Origin of the sequence: Pseudomonas sp. EA_65y_Pfl2_P78 (assembly GCF_963970495.1) — a bacterium.
Classification (GTDB): Bacteria; Pseudomonadota; Gammaproteobacteria; order Pseudomonadales; family Pseudomonadaceae; genus Aquipseudomonas; species Aquipseudomonas baetica_A.
The window spans coordinates 37743-59223 of sequence record NZ_CAXAON010000016.1 but is presented as its reverse complement, the minus strand read 5'-3'; the positions used below and the strand labels follow the sequence as shown (position 1 = coordinate 59223).

Sequence of the window (21481 nt, the reverse complement as noted above, 5' to 3'; positions counted from 1 at the left end):
GTACAGCGTGTTCCACGATGGGCGGTTAAAACATAGCAGAGGTTTTGACGTCGGGATCGAGCGGGTTCTCCCGATGTTTTTCAAATGAAAAGACCCGGGCAAGTCCCGACTCAGTCGACGATGACGTGCTCGTCGTCACCCAGGCATATGGTCAATTGCTGACCCTCCTTGCTGAACGCGCAATGGGGTAGCTCAAGGTGCGTGGCAATTTTGATCGGCGCGCCGATAAAAACAACGGCTATGAGAACCGCCACCACAGACCTGCCGATCATTGCGAAGCGGGACGGCTGGCCGCTGCTGTGGCTTTTCTTGAGTCTTGAGCGCAAAAAAAGACCGAACAGCATCAAGCCTGCGCCGATCAACATTGCGCTGCCGATTTCATGGGGGCTGATGCTGTAGATCCGTTGTTCTGCATCGTCTGGATAGTTGACTAGCCTCCAGGCGCCCATGCCAAGTGGCAAAAGCCCTGCGGCGATGCAGGCATGGATCGATCCAGGCAAGCGCACTAGCAGGCTTATCAACAAAACCACTGTGGTCAGAACCCAGGCACTGACAAACATTTGCCCGCCCATGCCGCCCATGAAGGTGCCACCGACATCGATCGGTGTCATCAGATTCCAGTCATAAAAAGCGCTGTGCAGCAGCAGCGTCAGAGCCGCGAGCCAGCAGAGAGGGTAATAGAGCCAAAGGGCATTGGGGCGAGATAACACGTTGAGTCCTTTTCGTGGTGTTCGGCGCACGCCAGTATGCCGAGGAATTCGCACACTATGAATTTCAATCGTTGCGCTGGAGTACCATGGCGCACTGTCATCACCTGCCGGGTTCAACGTCCTATGCCTTCATTTTCCCGCGTCACTTTCTTGTTCGACCAAGCGCAGCGTGCGTTGCGGTTGGTCTGGGGGACGTCGCGAGGTTTGTTTCTGGGGCTGGTGCTGGCGACGCTGATTGCCGGAATGCTGCCGGCACTGGCGGCGTGGTTGGGCCAGCGCATTGTCGATGCCGTGGTCGCGGCGATGCAGCTGCACGCGCAGCACGGCAGTGCGCCGCTGTGGCCGGTGTTGCGATATGTGCTGATGGAGGCGGGGGTATTGGCGTTGTTGTCCGGCACACAGCGGGCGCTGTCGGTGCAGCAGTCGCTGTTGCGGGTGCAGTTGGGCCAGAAGGTCAACACGATGATTCTGGAGAAGGCGCAGACCCTCTCACTGGTGCAGTTCGAGAACTCCGAGTTCTACGACAAGCTGGTGCGGGTGCGCCGCGAAGCCTCGACGCGGCCATTGGCGTTGGTCATGAAGTCGCTGGGATTGATCCAGAACCTGATCATGCTGATCAGCTTCGGCGTGCTGCTGGTGCACTTTTCGCCGTGGGCCTTGGTGCTGTTGGTGGCCGGGGCGCTACCGGTGTTTTTCGCCGAGGCGCATTTCTCCGGTGATGCGTTTCGCCTGTTTACCCGTCGCGCGCCGGAGAGTCGACAGCAGAGTTACATCGAGACGCTTCTTTCCCACGAGGCCTATATCAAAGAGGTCAAACTGTTCGGCTTCGCACCGCTGTTGCTGCAACGCTACCGCGACACGTTCGCCAGACTCTATGCCGAAGACCGGCGCTTGACGCTGCGTCGTGATGGCTGGGGTTTCGGTCTTGGATTGCTTGGCACCGCGGCGTTCTACGTGGCCTACGCCTGGGTGGTGATCGATGCCGTGCAGGGCGACATCAGTCTGGGCCAGATGACCATGTATCTGGTGCTGTTCAAGCAAGGTCAGAGCGCTGTGAGCAGTAGCCTGAGCGCGATCAGTGGTCTGTACGAAGACGGCCTGTACCTGACGAGTCTTTATCAATACCTCGCTGAACCGGTGCTGGCCGATACCGGTCACCTGACCGTCGGCGCGCAACCGGGCGATGGTCTGCGTTTCGAAAACGTCGGTTTCTGTTACCCGGGGGCCAGCCGTCCGGCACTGCAAAGCATTGACCTGCATCTGGTGCCGGGCAACAGCCTGGCGTTGGTGGGGGAAAACGGTTCCGGCAAGACCACGCTGATCAAGTTATTGACCCGCCTATACCGTCCCGATCAAGGACGCATTCTGCTCGATGGCAGCGATTTGCAGGATTGGCAGGAAACCGCGTTACGCCGTCGCATTGGCGTGATTTTCCAGGATTACATCCGCTACCAGTTCAGCGTCGGGGAAAACATCGGCGTCGGCGATACGCTGGCGTTCAACGACCAACAACGCTGGAAGGAGGCCGCTGCCGAAGGGATGGCGGCGCCATTCATCGAAAGGCTCGACCGTGGTTATGCCACGCAGTTGGGGCGCTGGTTTGCCGGTGGCCAGGAGTTGTCCGGGGGGCAATGGCAGAAGATTGCGTTGTCCCGGGCGTATATGCGCCGTGATGCCGACATCCTGATCCTCGATGAGCCAACCTCGGCCCTGGACCCGGCGGCGGAAGCCGCGGTGTTTGAGCATTTCAGCCAGCACACGGCAGGGCGCATGACCTTACTGATTTCCCATCGTTTTTCCAGCGTGCGCAATGCCGATCACATCATCGTGCTGCAACAAGGAAAGATTCTGGAACAGGGTGGCCACGGTGCGCTTATCGCCGCGGCCGGGCATTACGCGCAACTGTTCGATTTACAGGCGCGTGGTTATCGTTAGGTGTCCCGTGCGCTGCGCACAGTCGCGGGGCCGGCGATACGAGGGGCGGGCTGGGTTTGCATCAACGCATCAATAGCCTTGCGATAATGTTGCCCGCCCAACGCCATGCTGTTGTTGTGCGTCGCTCCAGGCACCAGCAGCAAGCGTTTGGGTTGCTGTGCCGCGTTGAACAGTTGTTCGCTGAAACGCGGGGGGACTAAGGCATCGGCCAAGCCATGCACCACCAGCAGCGGCATATGAATCTCGGCGATCTTGTCGATGGAATCGAACTTCTGCGACAGCAGCCAGCGCACCGGCAGCGAGGTATTGGCCACCGCCGCGGCGACATCCGCCAGAGAGGTGAACGTGGACTCGATCACCAGTCCGCGCACGGGCAGTGGCGTGTGATCGCGGGCGGCGTCCTGTCCGAGTTCGGCTGCCAGATCGATTGCCACGGCACCGCCGAGGGAGTGACCGTAGATCAGGCGTTTGTTCGGATCCGGTTGCAACAGCTTGAAACGCTCCCACGCCACTCGCGCATCTTCATAAACACTGCTTTCGGACGGCAGATCACCCTTGCTCTTGCCAAACCCACGGTAATCGATGGCCAGCACCGAATAGCCCGCTGCGCGCAGTTGCTCGATGCGGAACAATTGCCCGGTGAGGTTCCAGCGCACGCCGTGCAGATAGAGGATGGCCGGGGCATTCTTGCGTTCTGCAGGCCACCACCAGGCATGAATGTTTTGCCCGGCCTTGAAACGTTTGGGTTGCAGATCGAGTTCCTGCACGCTGCCGGGCAAGCCGTGATACCAACCCGCCGTGCCCGGTTCGATGCGAAACAGCAGTTTGCGCTCGGTATGTTCCAGCACGGCACAACTCGCCGGCACGCCGATAATAAGCGCGGCCATGCAGGCGAATGCCAAGCGGCGACGTCGCAGGCGGGTCATGAAGGAAAGGAACATTAAACGGTTCACCACTGCGCAGACAAAGAACGCTTTTTACCAGATGCCTCGGTCTGTGCACGACATTTTCGACCATCGCCCGTGTGCAACGATTACAAAATGCTGCGGCGGCTCAGTCCACGCGAAGCACGATTTTGCCGATGTGATCGCCGGCTTCCATGTGGGCATGGGCTTTGGCCGCGTCGGTCAGTGAGTAGACCTTGTCGACCATCGGCAGACAGCGTCCGTCGGCCAGCACCGGCCATACGTGTTCGCGCAGTTGATCGGCGATCGCGGCTTTCTCGGCAGCGGTGCGTGCGCGCAGCAGAGAACCCGTTACAACGGCGCGTTTGCCGAGGATTGCCAGCAGATCAATGTCATTGGCCCGGGCGCCGCCAAGGAAACCGAGCATCACCACTCGTCCATCCATCGCCAGGGCGCTGATGTTTGCGTTGAGGTAGGAGGCGCCCATGATGTCGAGAACGATATTCACGCCTTGACCGGCAGTTTTCTCGGCGATGACGTCAGCGAAATTCTCTTCGCGATAGTTGATTGCCTGACCGCCCAGCTTACGGATCACTGCGCATTTCTCGGCGCTACCGGCCGTGGCAAATGCCTCAATGCCGAACTCACGACACAGCATCAGCGCGGTGGTGCCGATACCGCTGGTGCCACCGTGAATCAGCGCACGTTGCCCGCTGCTGGCACCACCTAGGCCGAACAGGTTGGCCCACACGGTAAAAAAGGTTTCCGGGATCGCGGCGGCCTGCACCCAATCAATCCCGGCGGGGATTGGCAGGGTCTGGCCGGCCGGTACTGCGCAATATTCGGCGTAACCGCCGCCATTGGTCAGCGCGCAAACGCTGTCGCCAAGCTCAAACTGGCTGACACCGGCCCCGAGCGCGACCACTTCGCCGGCTACTTCAAGACCGGGAATCGGGTTCATTCCGGGCTTCATCGGGTATTTGCCGGCGCGTTGCAAGGCGTCTGGCCGGTTGATGCCGGCGGCGTGAACGCGGATCAGCACTTCACCCTCGGCGGCGACCGGCAACGGTACGCGTTTGGCTTGCAGAACATCGGGGCCACCGGGTTCAGTGATTTCGATGCGAGTCATTTCGTTGGGTAAGGACATTTGGATTCCTGTTGCCAGAGGTTCTATAGATGGGAGCGCGGCCTGCCGGTAATGATTCCGTTCAATTTTCACAGAACCGCGGTTTAGGCGAAGAGGGTAGCCATTTCGGGGCATGCTCCAGCAAAATTGCCACCGTGATCGCGCCCGCGGCGATCATGAACAGCCAGGCGTGATGGCCACCTGTGGCATTGAACAACGCCGAATAGGCAAACCCGGCCAGCGCCTGAAACGTGGCAAACGATACGGTGGCGCGGCTCCAGGCGATTTGCTGGCGATGATGATCCGGCACCAGTTCATGCACACGGGCCAAGGCCAGTGGCACGATACCGGGTGGGAATGAGCCGATAATCACCGCCAGCACGGCCAGGGCCATGAAGGTGTGGGAAAACGCCAGCAGCCCCAGCGCAATCACCTGCACCATCAATACCAGCCGGATGCCTGTCCGCGCGCCAAGTCGATCAGCGAGAAAACCATAACTCACCGGCCCGACAATCGCGCCCAGGCCATACATGACCCACACCCGTGCACCCATATGCGCCCCGGCACCGAGCCCGCGAGCCACGTAATCCACCAGAAAAACCATGGCCGGCACCAAACCTGCGGCCATGAACGCATATTGGCCGAACAGCAAATAGACGGCGTGAGGTGTTGGCTCAACCGGCACAACCTCGTGAGTCGCAATCGCATGCGGTAAATCGGCGGGCCAGCCAAACCAGCTCAGTGCGGTCAGCAACAACGACAAACCGCCCAGCCCCAACCAGGTGGCCTGCAGGCCCAGGCTCAGCAGCGGCGGCACGATTGTCCCGGAACCGGCAATCCCCAGGCCGATACCGAGGAAGATTGCGCCGCTGGCCAGCCCTTTACGGGACGCCGGCACATGGGGCAGGACGGTCGCCGCCACCAGCACCATGATCGCGCCACCGGTAATCCCTGACAGCAAACGCCAGCCAAAGAACCAGCCCACCGACAACGGAAACGCACAGGCAAAAAACGCGGCGGTGACCAGCAGCATCATCAGTCGCAGGGCGTTTTTATTGCCAAGTTGCCTAGCTATCGGCCGACCGAGCAGGGCGCCGATCAGGTAACCGACCAGATTGGCCGCGCCGAGATAGACCACGTCGTTGGCAGAAAACCACTGCGCCTGAATCAGCGAGGGAATCAACGGCGTGTAGGCGAAGCGCGCCAGGCCGATGCCGACCAGGCTGGCGCAGAGTCCGGCGAAGATCGGTAACGCTGAGGATGATGTACGCATGGGAGCGATCCTGAGAGGTATATGCCGCTCAGGATATCGGCTATTGTTGCTGCGCTGGTGCAGCGAGTTGGCATCGTATTGATGCATATTTGCATCATCAGGAGGCAAGATGAATTGGGACGATGCGCGGGTATTTCTCGCGGTATGCAGGGAGTCGACGTTACGCGGCGCGGCGCGGGTACTGGGCGTGGATCAGGCGACTGTCGGAAGACGGATCACGGCGTTGGAAAAGTCGCTGAGCGCGACGTTGTTTTTGCGCACGTCCGACGGTTACGCGTTGACGGCGGTCGGCGAAGCGGCGCTTAAAAGCGTCGAAAAAATGGAGCACTCGGCGCTGGAGCTGGAGCGGCAGATTCAGGGCCTGGACGATCGCCTGACCGGTAACGTGCGCGTCAGCACCACCGATTCGCTGGCCATCGATTTCCTGATCCCGGCCATCGCCCGACTGCACGAACTGCACCCGGACGTGCGCGTGCAACTGGATGCTTCCACGCAGATCCTCAGCCTGGCCAAGCGCGAGGCGGATATCGCCGTGCGCAACACCCGTCCCGACAATCCAGACCTGATCGCTCGGCGGATTGCCCGCTGGCCGGTGGGATTGTTTGCGTCACAGGCGTATGTCGACGCCAAGGGCATCCCTCAGCAAGGTACGGCGTTTGAGGGGCATGACCTGGTGGTTTACGAACCCTATCTAAAGGGTAACAAGGACATGACACTGGTCTGCGAGCCGTTGCATCGCGGGCGAATCGTCGCCAGCCTGAGTTCCAGCTTGTTGGTGCGTCGCTCGATTGCGGAGAGCCTGGGTGTAGGAGAAATCCCTGTTTACATGGGCGAACGTGATGGCCTCGTCAACCTCTGGCCGGCGCGCAATCGCCCACAACCCTATGAAGTGTGGCTGGTGACCCACGCAGACTTGCGCCATACGGCGCGGGTAAGGGCCGTGATCGAGCAGATTGTCGAAGCGTTTGCGCAGGAGAATGAGTGAGCGCTGAGTGGCTTTGGAGAAGCTACGTAGCCTGACGAAACGGCCTACACCCAGAGCAGAATTCGCTGGCTTGTGGGTGTTGGGGAGGGGCTCCATGGTTGTTGCAGCTCGCGGTCATACAACACTCGCTTTTTGAGAGATGAGCCAGGAAAGGTATCGGTCACCCAAGGAAGGGGATCGGATTGAAAGCCAGGGAATTTTTGTAATGGTCAAATTGGTAGGCTTTCATCGCAGCGAAGCTTTCATCCTGCGTGAGGACGATGAGGTAATCGTCGTTTTGCCAACCTTCGTTCATAAAATACTGACTCACTTCCAGGATTCGGTTTGCTATCAGTTGCCCATGGCTGCAAGCCGCCTGTTAGTACATATCATATTGCCCATCACCGCGAGGAGTCTATGTGACCGTAACAGCGAGAACCGCCAAATTTCCCACTATACCGAGAACCACCCACGCAAACGCTACCAGCGCCTTGAATACCTTCCGCGAGGGGCTGAAAACAACGCCAAGCAATGCCCCAATGAGGATGCCTGGAAAGCTGAATAAATAGAAAAGCCACCCCATGGAGTCTGTGACCCAGAGGTCGAAAAGGAACAAGTACAGCCCCATGGCAGTAGCCATTCCCCCCAGCGATTCTCGTGACGCTTTGCACAGCAGCGCTATGCAAAGCACTGCCACTTGCGGTAACCAGGAGTATGCAAAGTTATCTAGGAAGAAGGGGCCTTTTCCAGTTGTATAGACGGCAACGGCAAGGCCCAGCCCGACGCCGATGGCTGCCAGCGGAATACGAGTGAACTGTGGAGGATTATTTTCTATCGATCTCATTCCCTGTGACCTTTTTGAAGCGGGTTGTTCGTTGAAAGTCCGCAGCCTTTTTACAGTGAAATCCCGTCAAATCAAGCGACATTCGAAATGCCAGCTTTCAGCCGATCGCTGCCTTCTAGGGCGACACCCTAAAACTGCCTTAGTCGTGCAATCGCATCTGTAATCGCTTTGGCATTTATGTCTAAGGTTTCCATCGCCACAAGTGCGTTCTCGGCGACAGTATCTACGCCATTCTCTGAAAGCCACTTGGTGACCTCCTCTATTGGGCTCCCAAGGCATGCTGGTTGTGTAGAAGCAATGTCAGTGCATCCCCAGTAGCAATGTTGGACTCTGAGTCATGCGCCATGAAAATCGTATGCGTCCGGCCAAGTCATCTACCCAACCTCGCAAGGCCAAGACATGGTGTGCACTTAAATTTAAGTGGGCACCAGTTCTAGCCTTTTAAGCGGGTATTTCATGCAACCAACACGCCGTTCCTATTCAAAATCCTTCAAGGCCCAGGTCATTCAAGAGTGTGCCCAGCCCGGCGCTTCTATTGCCAACATCGCACTCGGCCATAGCCTCAACGCAAACCTGGTCCACAAATGGATTCGGATGCACGCGCAGAAAAGCATGGCGCTGCAACCTGCATTTATTCCGTTACCCATGCAGTTGGGCGGAGCAAGTTCGCAAGCTACATCGTCGAATATCTACGTCGAGATCCAGCATCCGCGCGGCACCGTCAAAGTGAACTGGCCAACCGAAAATGCTGCTGCTTGCGCCACCTTTCTTCGAGACCTGCTGCGATGATCCGCATCGACTTCATCTGGCTCGCTACCGAGCCGATGGACATGCGAGCGGGCACCGAAACCGCGTTGGCCAGGGTGATCGCGGTGTTCGGTGCGGCGAGGCCGCACTGTGCTTATCTATTTGCCAACCGCCGCGCTACTTGCATGAAAGTTCTGGTACATGACGGCTTCGGTATCTGGCTGGCTGCTCGTCGGTTGAACCAGGGCAAATTCCATTGGCCAAGCATCCGTCATGGAGCTGAAATGCAGTTGGACACCGAGCAACTTCAAGCTCTGGTAGTGGGCCTGCCATGGCAACGTGTGGGTTGCGGCGGCGCGATCACACTGCTTTAACGGCTGCAATTCGGCTATCGGTCTATCCCCGCGAACTGCCTGCTCTGGCAAAATCCGCAGCATGACTTCTTCGCCCAATCTCGACCAAATGTCCTCCGACCAACTGCGTGCCTTGGCAGCGCAGTTGCTGTCGCAAGTCGACACCATGGGCAAGAAGATCAACCGAGACCAAACGGTGATCGAGAAACTGACTCACGAGATCGCGCAGCTCAAGCGATTGAAGTTTGCCAAGCGCAGCAAGCAGATGAATCCCGAGCAGGCCAGCCTGCTCAATGACCTGATCGATACCGATATCGCGGCGATTGAAGCAGAGCTTCAGGCGTTGCAAACAGTGCCAGCGGCGACCGAGAAAAAGCAAAAGCCCAAGCGCACTGCATTGCCGGCAGGGTTTCCACGCACGTTGATCCATCACGAACCGGACAATACTCACTGCCAATGCGGCTGCGCACTCAGCGCATCGGTGAAGATGTCAGCGAAAAGTTAGACTACACGCCCGGCGTATTTACCGTAGAGCGTCATGTCCGTGGCTAGTGGATCTGTAATGACTGTGAAACACTGATCCAGGCGCCGGTTCCGGCACAGGTCATTGATAAGGGCATCCCGACCGCTGGGCTGCTTGCTCACGTCATGATCGCCAAGTTTGCCGACCATCTTCCGCTTTACCGGCAAGAGTCGATTTTCGGACGAGCTGGCTTGGCCATTCGACGTTCAACCTTGGCGCAATGGGTTGGCATGACGGGCGTACAGTTACAGCCTCTGGTCGATGCGTTGCGTGATGTAGTGCTCGGACAGCAGGTCATCCATGCCGATGAAATACCATTGCAGATGCTCACGCCGGGTGCGAAGAAAACCCACCGTTCTTATGTTTGGACCTACGCCACCAGCCAGTTCTCGGACTTGGCGGCGGTCGTTTACGACTTCAGCCCCAGCCGTGCCGGAGAGCACGCTCGCAACTTTCTGCAAGACTGGAAGGGCAAGCTGGTCTGTGATGATTTTGGCGGTTACAAGGCAAGCTTCGAACTTGGCGTTACCGAAATCGGCTGCATGGCCCATGCGCGACGCAAGTTCTTCGAATTGCATGCCACCAACAAGAGCCAGCTCGCCGAGCAGGCTTTGCGATACATCCAGTTGCTTTACGAAATCGAGAGCGAAGTCCGCGACCTGGAACCGGATTTACGGCGCCGAATACGGCAAGAAAAAGCCGTACCAGTGATGGACATGCTGCATGCTTGGATGATCGCCCAGCGCGATGTTGTGCCCGAAGGTTCGGCTATCAGCAGAGCACTCGATTACAGCCTGAAACGCTGGGCAGCGCTGTCGCGCTACCTCGATGACGGGGCCGTACCCATTGATAATAATTGGGCAGAGAACCAGATCCGGCCGTGGGCTCTTGGGCGCAAGAACTGGCTCTTTGCAGGGTCGCTACGCAGCGGGCGAGTGAAATCGATCAGTTGCTGCCGCATAAGTGGAATCCCATTAAGGCGACTATTTTCCAAGCGCCCAACTGTTAGGAGAGAACCATCAAGGCTTTATCAATTGTACGGCCCAGTGGCGGTCGAATCGCTTCTGGCGAGAAAACCCTCGAAGTTCGTCGTTGGTTTCCAGACTTAGATCCTTTCGAGGATCTTCTGATTGTCGAAAACGGGAGGTTTCTTCATAACGATGGTGACGAAGACGATAACGGTATTGCCGTCGCAATTGTGCGCGTGAAAGCCGTGCGCCCATTCGTCCTGGCTGACATGCAAGCGGCCTGTGCAAGTTATTTTGAAGACGGCTGGCTCGCATGGGAGCTGAGTGACTTAAGGCCAGTCACACACTCAGTGGCCATCCGAGCGGCGCGCGGTATCTACGAGGTAGACTTCTTGCTTCCAGACAAGCGCTGACCATTAAGCAAGACGTGTTGAGCAGACGCTTACTGAAAATCGGCCTTGGATTCGGGTTCGCAAAAGCCTAGTTCATATCGTCAAAGGCGAAGACTGATCACTCATCCAGTCGGACCAATTTACGCACCAAAATAGCGCACCAGTCCCATCTCAGTCCCATATGGCTTTTTTTCAGACACCAAAAACCACAAACTCCCAACTTTCTCTAGGAAAATCAGGAATTTGCGTTTACTTAATGTGGCGGTGAAGTAGAGATTCGAACTCTAGAACTCCTGCGACCATAAATATTCATCACGATAACTTCCCACTGGCAGCATCCGGCCAAAAGCGGACGGTGACAACAGGTAGCGAACGGTAGGGAGCGGAGGGGCGCGCCAGAAAAAAAAGGGTTCCCTTTGGCGGTCGGAGGAGTGCTGAGCCGATTCTATTGGGGTAGTTTGGCGATCACTTTGATCTCGAAGTCGAAGCCGGACAACCAGGTCACGCCGATAGCAGTCACTGTCGGGTAGGGAGCTTTGCCCCAGTACTCGGCCGCTACTTCCCAGATAGTTTCGAATTTCGAGTCGGGGTCGACCATGAAGATGGTCGTGTCGACCACATCCTCGAAACTACTGCCGGCCTCGGCCAAGATCGCGTTGAGGTTGGCGAAGGCCAGGCGAACCTGTGCCGCAAGGTCCGGCTCGGCCGAGCCATCCTTGCGGCTGCCGACCTGACCGGATACGAACAGAAAACCGTTGGAGCGAATCGCCGGCGAGTAGCGGTGGAGTTCGTACAGTGCATGGCGGTCAGGCGGGAAAACGACATCACGTTTGCTGGTCATTGCATACCTCCTTCGGGGCCATCGCGGCCCGCTGTTTACGATGAAGCCACTGTAAAAAAACGACCAACCTGAATAAACAAGCAACTCTGGTCATGACTGTTTGTAGAATCCAAACTATCCAGACCCGAGTGAGGCGTGAAATGGACCGTTTCGATGCAATGCAGGCCTTTGCCCGAGTGGTGGAAACCGGCAGTTTCACCAAGGCGGCAGCCACCCTGCACATGAGCAAGACCACCGTGACGCAGCTCGTTCAGCAACTGGAAGCGAGGCTGCGCGTGCGCCTGCTCAACCGCACCACACGCAAGGTCAATGTCACCGCCGATGGCGCGGCCTACTACGAGCGCGTCATCCGGCTACTGGTCGATATGGACGACGCCGAGACCAGCTTGTCCAGCGCTTCGATGACACCGCGCGGGCGGCTGCGGGTGGATGTACCCAGTCCGCTGGCGCGAATGCTGCTGATACCAGCCTTGCCGGGGTTCTTTGCACGCTACCCGGAAATCCAGCTGACCGTGGGCGTGAGCGATCGCATCGTCGACATCATTGGCGATAACGTAGACTGCGTGGTGCGCGGCGGCGAGATCATCGATCAGTCCCTGGTGGCAAGGCATGTGGGCGATCTGAAACTCGGCATCTATGCCGCGCCCGGCTATCTGCAGCGCTTCGGTACGCCGGCGCACCCCAGTGAGCTGGAGGAGGGCAGGCACAGTACCGTTGGCTTCCTCTGGTTTCGTACAGGCAAATCCTTGCCCTACGCGATGCAGCGGGGTGAGGAACGCATCGAGGCCCAGGGCCGCCCGCAACTGACGGTCGACGACGGCAATGCGTACCTCGCCGCCGGCTTGGCTGGTCTGGGCATGCTTTGGCTACCGCAGTACATGGCCAAACCGCACCTGGTCAGCGGTGAGCTGCTGCCGCTATTTGAGGACTGGCACATGGCGCCAATGCCGATGTATCTGGCATTCCCGCCGAATCGCCATGTCAGCGCCAAGGTGCGGGTATTTATCGACTGGGTAATAGATTTGATGGCCGAGCATGCGCCGGTGGTTAGGTGAAACAGGTGTAAAGCCATTTCAGGACTAGACACTCTAAACGTCCATTTTTGACAAAAGTTGTCGGTCATGAACGTCTGTTTCCGACAACGGCTATTTGCTTTAAGGCCACAAGCCTCTTAAGCCGCTGGTAGCACCCATGCCAACGGTATTGTTTGGATCATCATGTTCGTCAGTCCTAAAAGCGGTCTCCTCAATATGGTAGACCTTCGGTTCTTCCGAAAAGTATCCCTCTAAGCCCATCATGAACAGCCGATGGTCTTCACTCGCTTCGAAGCCCGGCGTGTGATCTTCGAGTGATTGCCATCTCACTATCAGGTTGAACAGCTCGGGGCTTTCGATCCCTTGCGCTAGCAAGTGGCCGCCGTAGCCCTTTGCGCGGCTGAGCAAAGGAGCGACCTCGGCAAATGCACATCTGAACTTATCAATGTGTTCTTTGTGTACGGGGAGCAAAGCAATTTCATAAATCATGGCGTGCCTTTAAGTGAGTTCAACGGTTAAAAATACGCACTTACGGGATGAGCCTATGGCTCGACTGCGATCGCGATTTTTCCTTGAATGCCGTTGTTGGGACTCTCCAACCGGGCATGGGCGAGCGCAATGTCGGCAAGCGAATAGACAGCGCCAACGTGTGGCCGCAGCTGACCGCGCGCTACCAACGCGCTCAGTTCATCAAGCTTGCCGCGGTTTTGCCTGGTGAAAACGAAGTGATAACTCGCGTTCTTGCCCCAGGCCTGAACGACGTTTTGTGGCAGTGCAATGTCCACAATCGTGACCACGCGGCCAAGTTGTGCGAGCACGTCGGGGCTACGCGACAGTGTGTTGCCGCCGATGGTGTCAAACACGACATCGACTCCGCGGCCACCTGATTCCCGGATGATGGCGTCGACGTAATCCTCCTTTTCGTAGTCGATGACCACATCGGCACCTAAACTTCGTGCGAACTCGGAGTTTGCCTCGCGCACGGTCGTGTACACCCTTGCCCCCATGGCTTTTGCCAGCTGGATCGCCACATGACCGACTCCCCCCGCGCCACCGTGTATGAGGATGCTTTCCCCCACTCTGAGCGCTGCACGCACGACCAGTGCTTCCCACGCCGTCCCACCAACCAAGGTCAGGCTTGCCGCCTCAAGATGGCTCAGCGAGGGAGGCTTCTTCCCGACAATGCTTTCTGCAGCGACGTGGTACTCGGCATAACTTCCTGGCCCGTCAAATATTTGCGGGGTGTACCAGACTTCGTCTCCTGGTACGAAGGTCGTCACACCTGGCCCAACTTCTTCGACAACGCCAGATACGTCGTGTCCGGTAATGGCCGGCAGTTGCACCAGGTCGGGATAATCGCCACGTCGAACCTGGTAATCCAGTGGATTGATGGAGGTTGCGTGTACCCGGACCAGGACCTGTCCCGTGTGTGGCACGGGCTTGGGCACGTCGCAGAGTTCGAACGATTCAGGACCGCCAAATGATTTAAGTATCATCGCTTTCATAGTAAATCCTCGTATCTACAAAAAGGAATATCGAGATATCTAGATATATTGCGGTAAAAAAATTACAGATCTTTCCCAATGATCTCGGCAAGAGCACTGATGGTTGCCTCATTTCGTTTGTAGTAGGTCCACTGACCGATGCGCCTTACTTCGACCAGGCCCACTCGTTGCAACGTGGCAAGATAACCGGACACCGTTGACTGCGACAGTCCGATACCTTCTTGAATACTACTGACGCAGACTCCGACCGTGAGAACGTCACCTTCATCCTGCGGAGGGAAGTTCTTTGCGGGATCCTTCAAACCTTTCAAGATTTCAAGACGCGTAGGGTTTGAGAGGGCTTTGAATATTTCGATCAATTCCATAAGCTTAGGGTATCGAGATTTATCGATATGTCAATACGGGAGATTAGAACAATTTTGAACTTCGAATTGCCAACGGTTTCGTTGGCTAGACCGAGTGTCCGCTTCTGGCCGTTCTCTGCCGATCATGGTTACAAAGCGTGCTGGTCAAATCCGATGCGATCGGTGGTCAGGTCGAATGCAAACGGGTGGTCAAGTGGAGTGCAATTTCGCAGACAAAAGAGGCGGTCCGACAGGCCTCTACGATCAAGGCAAATTATTGGGCTTCAACCGCGGTGTATTTTCTTGGCATCGTCGGCATAGTCGTTGCGCCCTATTACGCCAATCAGGCCAACGTCTTTGTAGCGATTCAAACGACTCTATCGGCGGTTCAAGCAGGCAAGGTTACCCCTCCACCTAACCCCGCGATGTTGCCATTACCGATCACGCCACCCTAAAAAACGGCCTTCAAAAGAAGGCCGTTTTTGTGGGCGTTAAACACTCGTTTATGGCATCTGCGGCAACTCTTGCGGGCGCAAGTCAAACACCAGCACTTCGGCATCCACGCCATTGCTCAAGGTCAGCACCTGCTCCTCGCGAACCCGCACGCCGTCACCTTCCTGCAACCGCTGGCCGTTCAGTTCAACGCTGCCACGCGCCACATGCACATAGGCGTAACGGTTGGCCGGCAAATCCAGCGTGGCGCTCTCTTTGCCATCGAACAGCCCGGCGAAGACTCGCGCATCCTGGCGCACGGTCAGCGAACCATCACGGCCATCCGGCGAGATGATCAGTTGCAGGCGACCGCGTTTTTTCTGCGCACTGAAATGCTCCTGTTGATAGCGCGGTTTGGCGCCGCCGACGTCCGGCACGATCCAGATTTGCAGGAAGTGCACAGGCTTGGTCGCCGAATGGTTGAACTCGCTGTGCGCCACGCCACTGCCGGCGCTCATCAGTTGCACATCGCCGGGGCGAATCACTGAGCCTGTGCCCAGGGTGTCTTTATGTTCCAGCGCGCCTTCGAGCACGTAGGAAAAGATCTCCATGTCGCGATGTGGGTGCTGGCCGAAGCCTTTGCCGGCGGCAACACGGTCATCGTTGATCACCAGCAGATCGGAAAAACCCTGTTCACGCGGGTTGCGATAGCTGGCGAAAGAAAAGGTGTGGAACGACTTCAACCAGCCATGATTAGCGAGGCCACGATCGGAGGCTTTACGAAGAGTCAGCATGATGAAATCTCCTTGCGGGACGTGAATTCGTCCGAGTGAGGAGAAGGTTACTGGTTACTTTGCGATGCAATAAGTAGATGAAAATTGAAATACTGTCCCTCTCAGGTTGACAGTTTTGCGGTTCAGTTCACGCATTCTTTTTTAACGACTTCGCTGTACTTGGCCATAATGCTCACTCTGCCTCATGCCTTTCATTTTTGCTCTCAGTGAAGTCTCCCCATGAAAACCGTGGCAATGGTGTTGTTCCCTGACTTTCTTCTGCTCGACATGGCCGGGCCGCTGGAGGTGTTTTCGGTTGCCAACCGGTATTTGAAACCGCAACTGCATTATCAATTGACCACCCTTGGCACTGAACGCGGCCCTCTGCGCGCATCCAACGGTGTGCAAGTGCTGGCCGACTGCTCTATCGAAGACGCACCGCAGCGCTATGACTTGTTGCTGGTGCCCGGTGGTCCCGGCGCTTACAACGAAAAGCCTCCCGCATTGCTCGCTTGGCTAAAAGAGGCCGTCCCGCGCGCCGAGCGCTACGGCTCGATCTGCACCGGCGCGTTCATTCTTGGGCATGCCGGATTGCTCGACGGTTATCGCGTCACCACGCACTGGAATTACACCGAACGCCTGATCAAGGCATTCCCGAAGGCGAGCGTCGCGACCGATCAGATTTTCATTGAGGATCGCAACCTGATTTCCTCGGGGGGTGTCACTGCCGGCATCGACCTTGCGCTGGCGTTAGTCGCCCAGGATCACGGCAAGAAGCTGGCTCAGGATGTCGCCAAAGTGTTGCTGGTGGTGATGAAACGTCAGGGCGGGCAGGCGCAGTTCAGCCCATTGATGGCGGCAGTGGCGCCCCAGGAAACCCCGATCACACGGGTGCAGAATTACGTGCTCGAACACCTCGACGAAGCCTTCAGCGTCGAACGCATGGCCCATTTGGCGAACATGAGTACGCGGCACTTCGCGCGGATTTTCGCCCGTGACATCAATATGACTCCCATGGAATTCCTGCAGAGTGCGCGCATCGACTGTGCACGCAACCTGTTGGAAACCAGTGACCTGCCATTGAAAACCGTGGCCTACAAGAGCGGTTTCGGCAGCGTGCGGCACATGCGCTTGTTGTTCGCTGAAAAGCTCGGTCTGACGCCTGTGCAGTACCGCGAACAGTTCAGCTAGAGCCATTGTGTCCGTCACGCGCACTCGTATGTCCGTGATGCGCCCTGTGTGGTGGTTGTACCGTCAGCCGGGACTGCCAAGATAGCGGGTATGAACAACCGCCACGATGTGAACCCGGCGTCGGTGCTGTATTTCGGCCCCTACGCGTTTCATTTGCGCCAACGGTTGATCCTGGAAGGGGATCGGCCACTGCGTATGGGCGGGCGTGCGCTGGACATTCTGCAGGTGCTGGTCGAGCGAGCGGGGCGCGTGGTCAGAAAGGAAGAGTTGATTGCGCGGGTCTGGCCGACGTCAGTGGTTGAGGAAATCAACCTTCGCGTTCACATCGCGGCGCTGCGCAGAGCATTGGGTGAGGGTGAGAAGGGGCATCGCTACATTGTCAATGTGCCGCAATGCGGCTATCGCTTCGCGGCGCCGGTGCACGGTGACAGCGCCGGGCAAGTGGTGTTCGAAGGTCTGCAAGCGCCCCTGCACAACTTGCCGGCGCGACTGACGCCGGTCACGGGTCGCGATTCATTGGTGGGCGCCATGGTGCGGCAATTGCCGCTGTGCCGGCTGATGACCGTGACCGGCCCGGCGGGCGTCGGCAAAACCACGGTCGCGTTGCGCGCGGCAGAGTTGTTGCTGGAGCATTTTGGTGACGGCGTGTGGCTGGTGGATCTGTCTGTGATCGACGAGCCCGCGTTGCTGCTCGATCATCTGCTGCAAACACTCGAAACCGATCTCGACGCGCTATCTCGCCGCCACACCTTGCTGGTGCTGGATAACTGTGAGCACCTGCTCGACGCTTGCAAGGCGTTGGTTGAACGCTTATTGGACGCAGCGCCCAGGCTGTCGATTCTTGCGACCAGTCGTGAAGCCTTGCACGCCAGCCTGGAGACCGTGCAACAACTGCCGCCGCTGGCCATTCCCAAATCCACGGCACTGAACAGTGTTGCAGAAGTCATGGGTTATTCGGCGGTGCAGTTGTTTGTCAGTCGTGCCCGCGCGCGGCAGCAGGGATTTACGCTGCGCGAACAGGATCTCAACGCTGTGCGTGACATCTGTCGGCGACTCGATGGTTTGCCGCTGGCGATTGAACTGGCAGCGGCACACATCGATGCTTTGGCGATGGTCGGGTTGCAGGCCCAACTCGACAACTGTCTACAGATGCTCAGTCATGGTCGGCGCACCGCCGTGCCCCGCCATCAAACCCTGACGGCCGCGCTGGACTGGAGTTATCAGCACCTGAGCAAGCAGGAACAACGGGTGTTGCACCGACTGTCGGTGTTCCAGACGGCTTTTGCCCTTGATGCCGCGTTGAGTGTGATCAGTTGCGCACAACTGCCGCCCTCGATGCTGGCCTTGATGATTGAGCGGTTGGCGCAGAAATCGTGGCTGGTGGTGGTGCGGGGCACCGGCGGGCTGCGCTATCGCATGCTCAACACCACCCGGCGTTATGCTCGCGAACGACTGGAACGCAGTGGTGAGTCGAGTGATTTCGAACACCGCCATGCACGCAGCCTAAGCCGCAGCCGTTGGCCTTCAGACTCGCAGTTGACTGCTCAGCTCGTCGAGTAGCGAGCGCACCTTGCGCAAGTCCGGCGTGGCGTAGCCTTCGGTGAAGCGTTGGTAGATCGGGTTCAGCAGATCCAGCGCTTCGCGGCAGCGGTTTTGCCGTTGCCACAGTTGGGCCAGCGACGTGGCGCTGCGCAGTTCCCAAGCCAGGGCGCCCTGGGTTTGGGCGATCGAGAGTGCCTGTTGCAATACTTCTTCTGCCTGGCGGGTATTGCCGCCCGAACACCCTGATTCTTCAGCCAACAACCGATCCGCGCGAGCGCGCAAAATCTCCGCTGTACTCCAACCCGCTGCGCCGCTTTGCGCGCGTTCAAGCAATGCATCATCAACAAATCCGCTGTCGAGGGTCACCATGACTTCTCTGACTAGACCGCTGCTCTGCAACGGCATTGGCGTAGCGGTATCCGCGTCGATCACCTGCGCGTAGTGCCGTGCCCACGTATAGAACAGCATGACCGAATGCTTCTGTGCCTGCTCCAGCAACAGATGCAGCAGCGCACGGGCGTTTTGCCGGTCACCGTTGTAATGAGCAATCAAACAACTGGCCAGCGCCAAGGTGTAACAGATCGAGGTGCCGTGGTTGATCTGCACGGCAATATCCAGCGCCTGTCGCGCGGTGCGCCAGGCTTGCTCCGGGAAACCTTGCAGCCACAGCACACGGGCGAGCACTGTCAGCGAGGCGACGCTCTGGTCGTACTGCACGCCAAAACCGTGGGTAAAACGGTTGAGGTGACCGCTGTGTGCCATCCGTTCGATCACCTGCTCGGCATGAATGCGCGCCTGCGTCTGGTCGCCCGCGTAGTGCAGGGCCAGCACCCGCAACCGGTGCATGCTCAGCGACAGCAGCGGGTCGCCATGCAGGCCAATGCGGTCGAACTGCTCGCTCTGCTCCAGCGCTGCCTGGTAATGACCGCAACTGAGATTGACCGCCATGTGTCCTGACACCGCCCGCAGTTGCCCGGCGATATCGTCGTGTGCTTGCGCCAGCGTACGGGCGTCGACGAAGGCTGCGATGGTTTCCGGGGTGCCACCCCAGGTGTGGTAGCAGGCACTGCCGAGCGCCAGTTTCAGAGCGATTTTCACACGCGGACAAGGTTCGGCGGCCTTGTCGAGCAGGGCCAGCGCCTGACGCACGTAACCGCCGTACTCCTTGAGCAGCGACAACTCTTGCCACAACGGTGCCGAGGTCGCGGCCAGATAAATCCCCACTTCATCGGGCCCGGCACCGTTCAGGCTCCAGTCCAGCGCAGCACGCAAGTCTTCGAGACCGCGTGCATAGCGTTCGATCCACAAAGCGGTCGAGGTGCTCTCCCAATCACTTTGCGCTTGATGCATCAGCGCCAGGCAGCGTTCGGCGTGGCGTTTGCGGGTGTCGGCAAGTTCCGCGCAGTGGTCGAGTTTTTCCAGGGCGTAGCGCCGGGTGGTGTCGAGCAAGCGGTAGAACACCTCTTCATCACCGACCTCGACGTTGAGCAGAGATTTGGCGACCAGTTGTGTGACGGAGCCAAAGACCTCGTCGGGTTCAATGTGCTGACCGACAATCACGGCGGCAGCGGACTCCAGTGTGAAACCGCCACGAAAGACGCCCAATCGTCGCAAGCAAGTCTGTTCGCAAGGCGTGAGCAGATTGAAGCTCCAGTCCAGCGTCGCGCGCAGGGTATGGTGGCGTTCCAGGCTGCTCTGATTACCTGCTGGCGAGGCGGGCAGGCGCCCCTGCAATTGGCTCAGCAAACCGCTCAGCCCCAGTTCGCTGACTTGCGCCGCCGCCAGTTCCAGTGCAAGCGGAATGCCATCCAGCCGTCGGCAGATTTCAATGACATGAGGCAACTCGGCATCCTGCAACTCGAAGCTCTCGTGAGCGGCAAGGGCTCGTTCGACAAACAGTTGCAGTGCCGAAAAGCTCAAGGCTTGCGCACGATCGAGCACCGCAATCGGCGGCGGGTAATCCAGGGATTCCAGGCGCTGCACATACTCGCCTTCGGCGCGCAGGCTCTCTCGGCTGGTGGCCAGAATGTGCACTTGCGGCGCACCGCGCAAAATGTGCTCGCTGAGCAGCGCTACGGCATCGATCAGGTGTTCGCAATTGTCGATCACCAGCAACATTTGCCGTTTGCTCAAGCCTTCGATCAACCTGTTAAGCGGTTCGCCATCGTGCAGCGACAGGTCGAGCAAGGTCGTCAGGTGCGAGCAGATCATTTGTGGGTCGTTGATTGGCGCCAGGTCCAGCAGCCGGATACCGTCCTGGTAGCGGCCGATCATCTGTTCGGCCACACGCAGGGCCACGGTGGTTTTGCCGATCCCGCCGGGGCCGACCAACGTGATGCAGCGCTGACGTGGCAGTTGGGCCACCAAGCTGTCGACCAGTGGCTGACGGCCGATCATCCGTGTGCGGCGCAGCGGCAGGTTATGCCGGGTGCCGCTATCGGCGAGCGGGCGCTGCCCGATGGACTCCAGCAGGGTCGGCGCGACAAAACTGTAGCCACGCTGCGCCACCGTGATGATGTAGCGCTGGCCGGCCTGGCCGTCGCCAAGGGCTTTGCGTAGCGCCGCCATGTGCACCCGCAGGTTGATGTCTTCCACAACACTGTTCGGCCACACCTCGGCGATCAACTGCTGCTTGCTCACCACTTCGCCGGCGTTCGCCAGCAGGATCAGCAGAATGTCCATGGCACGTCGCCCCAGACGCAACGGCTGGTCGCCCTCAAGCACCAGCCGTTGTCCGGGATGGATCCGATAGGGGCCGAAACCGATGGCCTGATTCGGGGAAAGAATCAACAGCTCACTCCTGCAATGTTTTTATGATCCTGACCGTACTGTGCGAAGCCTTTGTGACGAGCAGGGCGGAGGAAGAGAACAGCGCACGCAAGCCCTCTAATCCGCAGTATCGGGACATATTCCTCAGGTTCTTGCCTGCGTGCAACGTGCAGAAGGACGGCCTCGATGAACGCGAAGCGGCGCAACCCCCGTTTTTACGGACTGCCATGTTCCAAGCCGCGTCTTCAGGCGCGCCACAATTAACAACGATTAACTCGTCTGTGTCCGGTCTAGCCCTAAAAATCCAGTC

Annotated in this window: 20 protein-coding genes and 2 pseudogenes; 11 read left to right on the top strand and 11 right to left on the bottom strand. The window is 58.2% G+C overall.

Annotated features, from left to right (window positions below):
- Nucleotides 1-110 precede the first annotated feature (110 nt).
- Nucleotides 111-710, bottom strand: coding sequence for a hypothetical protein (locus AACY02_RS14520; protein ID WP_339432550.1), 600 nt, complete (start codon nucleotides 708-710; stop codon nucleotides 111-113).
- A 123-nt stretch (nucleotides 711-833) separates the two neighbouring features.
- On the opposite strand from AACY02_RS14520, the gene AACY02_RS14515 reads away from it, so the two are divergent.
- Nucleotides 834-2645, top strand: coding sequence for an ABC transporter ATP-binding protein (locus AACY02_RS14515; protein ID WP_339432549.1), 1812 nt, complete (start codon nucleotides 834-836; stop codon nucleotides 2643-2645).
- On the opposite strand, the gene AACY02_RS14510 is transcribed toward AACY02_RS14515, so the two are convergent.
- From AACY02_RS14510 to AACY02_RS14500, 3 genes are all read right to left on the bottom strand, one after another.
- Complete coding sequence (locus tag AACY02_RS14510; RefSeq protein WP_339432548.1) at nucleotides 2642-3586, bottom strand: alpha/beta hydrolase; 945 nt, start codon at nucleotides 3584-3586, stop codon at nucleotides 2642-2644. The two genes, AACY02_RS14515 and AACY02_RS14510, sit on opposite strands and share 4 nt — an antisense overlap.
- 112 nt (nucleotides 3587-3698) lie before the next feature.
- Nucleotides 3699-4697: an NAD(P)H-quinone oxidoreductase gene (locus tag AACY02_RS14505; RefSeq protein WP_339432547.1), complete on the bottom strand. Its 999-nt coding sequence runs from the start codon at nucleotides 4695-4697 to the stop codon at nucleotides 3699-3701.
- Nucleotides 4698-4758: 61 nt separating this feature from the next.
- Nucleotides 4759-5949: a YbfB/YjiJ family MFS transporter gene (locus AACY02_RS14500; RefSeq protein WP_339432546.1), complete on the bottom strand. Its 1191-nt coding sequence runs from the start codon at nucleotides 5947-5949 to the stop codon at nucleotides 4759-4761.
- Nucleotides 5950-6058: 109 nt separating this feature from the next.
- Here AACY02_RS14500 and AACY02_RS14495 point away from each other — a divergent pair, with 109 nt between their 5' ends.
- Entirely contained in the window at nucleotides 6059-6934 is an 876-nt protein-coding gene (locus AACY02_RS14495) for a LysR family transcriptional regulator (RefSeq protein ID WP_339432545.1), read from the top strand.
- 205 nt (nucleotides 6935-7139) lie between these two features.
- Entirely contained in the window at nucleotides 7140-7478 is a 339-nt protein-coding gene (locus AACY02_RS14490) for a hypothetical protein (protein WP_339432544.1), read from the top strand.
- Between the two features lie 407 nt (nucleotides 7479-7885).
- On the opposite strand, the pseudogene AACY02_RS14485 reads toward AACY02_RS14490, so the two are convergent.
- Nucleotides 7886-8103: pseudogene (locus AACY02_RS14485) on the bottom strand (hypothetical protein).
- A 110-nt stretch (nucleotides 8104-8213) separates the two neighbouring features.
- On the opposite strand from AACY02_RS14485, the gene tnpA reads away from it, so the two are divergent.
- From tnpA to AACY02_RS14465, 4 genes and pseudogenes are all read left to right on the top strand, one after another.
- Nucleotides 8214-8546 carry an IS66-like element accessory protein TnpA gene (tnpA, locus tag AACY02_RS14480; protein ID WP_339432542.1) on the top strand — a complete coding sequence of 111 codons (333 nt, stop codon included), beginning with the start codon at nucleotides 8214-8216 and terminating at the stop codon, nucleotides 8544-8546.
- The gene (tnpB, locus tag AACY02_RS14475) at nucleotides 8543-8878 is read left to right on the top strand and encodes an IS66 family insertion sequence element accessory protein TnpB (protein ID WP_339432541.1); all 336 of its coding nucleotides are present in this window, start codon (nucleotides 8543-8545) and stop codon (nucleotides 8876-8878) included. Before tnpA ends, tnpB begins: the two co-directional genes overlap by 4 nt.
- Before the next feature lie 61 nt (nucleotides 8879-8939).
- Nucleotides 8940-10489, top strand: a pseudogene (gene tnpC, locus AACY02_RS14470) (IS66 family transposase).
- On the top strand, nucleotides 10399-10761 hold the full coding sequence (locus AACY02_RS14465; RefSeq protein WP_339432591.1) for an ASCH domain-containing protein: 363 nt from the start codon (nucleotides 10399-10401) through the stop codon (nucleotides 10759-10761). Before tnpC ends, AACY02_RS14465 begins: the two are co-directional and overlap by 91 nt.
- A gap of 424 nt (nucleotides 10762-11185) precedes the next feature.
- Here the strand turns inward: AACY02_RS14465 and AACY02_RS14460 are convergent, their stop codons facing one another.
- Nucleotides 11186-11581: a RidA family protein gene (locus tag AACY02_RS14460; protein ID WP_339432540.1), complete on the bottom strand. Its 396-nt coding sequence runs from the start codon at nucleotides 11579-11581 to the stop codon at nucleotides 11186-11188.
- 140 nt (nucleotides 11582-11721) lie between these two features.
- Between AACY02_RS14460 and AACY02_RS14455 the strand changes: the two genes are divergently transcribed.
- Entirely contained in the window at nucleotides 11722-12636 is a 915-nt protein-coding gene (locus AACY02_RS14455) for a LysR family transcriptional regulator (RefSeq protein WP_339432539.1), read from the top strand.
- 99 nt (nucleotides 12637-12735) lie between these two features.
- Here AACY02_RS14455 and AACY02_RS14450 read toward each other — a convergent pair whose 3' ends face one another.
- From AACY02_RS14450 to AACY02_RS14440, 3 genes are all read right to left on the bottom strand, one after another.
- The gene (locus AACY02_RS14450) at nucleotides 12736-13104 is read right to left on the bottom strand and encodes an antibiotic biosynthesis monooxygenase family protein (RefSeq protein ID WP_339432538.1); all 369 of its coding nucleotides are present in this window, start codon (nucleotides 13102-13104) and stop codon (nucleotides 12736-12738) included.
- A gap of 53 nt (nucleotides 13105-13157) precedes the next feature.
- On the bottom strand, nucleotides 13158-14120 hold the full coding sequence (locus AACY02_RS14445) for a zinc-dependent alcohol dehydrogenase family protein (RefSeq protein WP_339432537.1): 963 nt from the start codon (nucleotides 14118-14120) through the stop codon (nucleotides 13158-13160).
- A 62-nt stretch (nucleotides 14121-14182) separates the two neighbouring features.
- Nucleotides 14183-14485 (bottom strand): ArsR/SmtB family transcription factor, encoded by a 303-nt coding sequence (locus AACY02_RS14440; RefSeq protein ID WP_017338400.1) that lies wholly within the window; start codon nucleotides 14483-14485, stop codon nucleotides 14183-14185.
- Between the two features lie 137 nt (nucleotides 14486-14622).
- Between AACY02_RS14440 and AACY02_RS14435 the strand changes: the two genes are divergently transcribed.
- Nucleotides 14623-14919 carry a hypothetical protein gene (locus tag AACY02_RS14435; protein WP_339432536.1) on the top strand — a complete coding sequence of 99 codons (297 nt, stop codon included), beginning with the start codon at nucleotides 14623-14625 and terminating at the stop codon, nucleotides 14917-14919.
- Nucleotides 14920-14967: 48 nt separating this feature from the next.
- Here AACY02_RS14435 and AACY02_RS14430 read toward each other — a convergent pair whose 3' ends face one another.
- Complete coding sequence (locus tag AACY02_RS14430; RefSeq protein ID WP_339432535.1) at nucleotides 14968-15690, bottom strand: pirin family protein; 723 nt, start codon at nucleotides 15688-15690, stop codon at nucleotides 14968-14970.
- A gap of 219 nt (nucleotides 15691-15909) precedes the next feature.
- On the opposite strand from AACY02_RS14430, the gene AACY02_RS14425 reads away from it, so the two are divergent.
- Together AACY02_RS14425 and AACY02_RS14420 are read left to right on the top strand one after the other, a co-directional pair.
- Nucleotides 15910-16860: a GlxA family transcriptional regulator gene (locus AACY02_RS14425; RefSeq protein WP_339432534.1), complete on the top strand. Its 951-nt coding sequence runs from the start codon at nucleotides 15910-15912 to the stop codon at nucleotides 16858-16860.
- A gap of 90 nt (nucleotides 16861-16950) precedes the next feature.
- A complete protein-coding gene (locus tag AACY02_RS14420) occupies nucleotides 16951-18420 on the top strand; it encodes an ATP-binding protein (protein WP_339432533.1) in 1470 nt (489 codons plus the stop codon).
- Here the strand turns inward: AACY02_RS14420 and AACY02_RS14415 are convergent.
- Nucleotides 18385-21192: an ATP-binding protein gene (locus AACY02_RS14415; RefSeq protein ID WP_339432532.1), complete on the bottom strand. Its 2808-nt coding sequence runs from the start codon at nucleotides 21190-21192 to the stop codon at nucleotides 18385-18387. The genes AACY02_RS14420 and AACY02_RS14415 overlap by 36 nt on opposite strands.
- Between the last annotated feature and the right edge of the window lie 289 nt (nucleotides 21193-21481).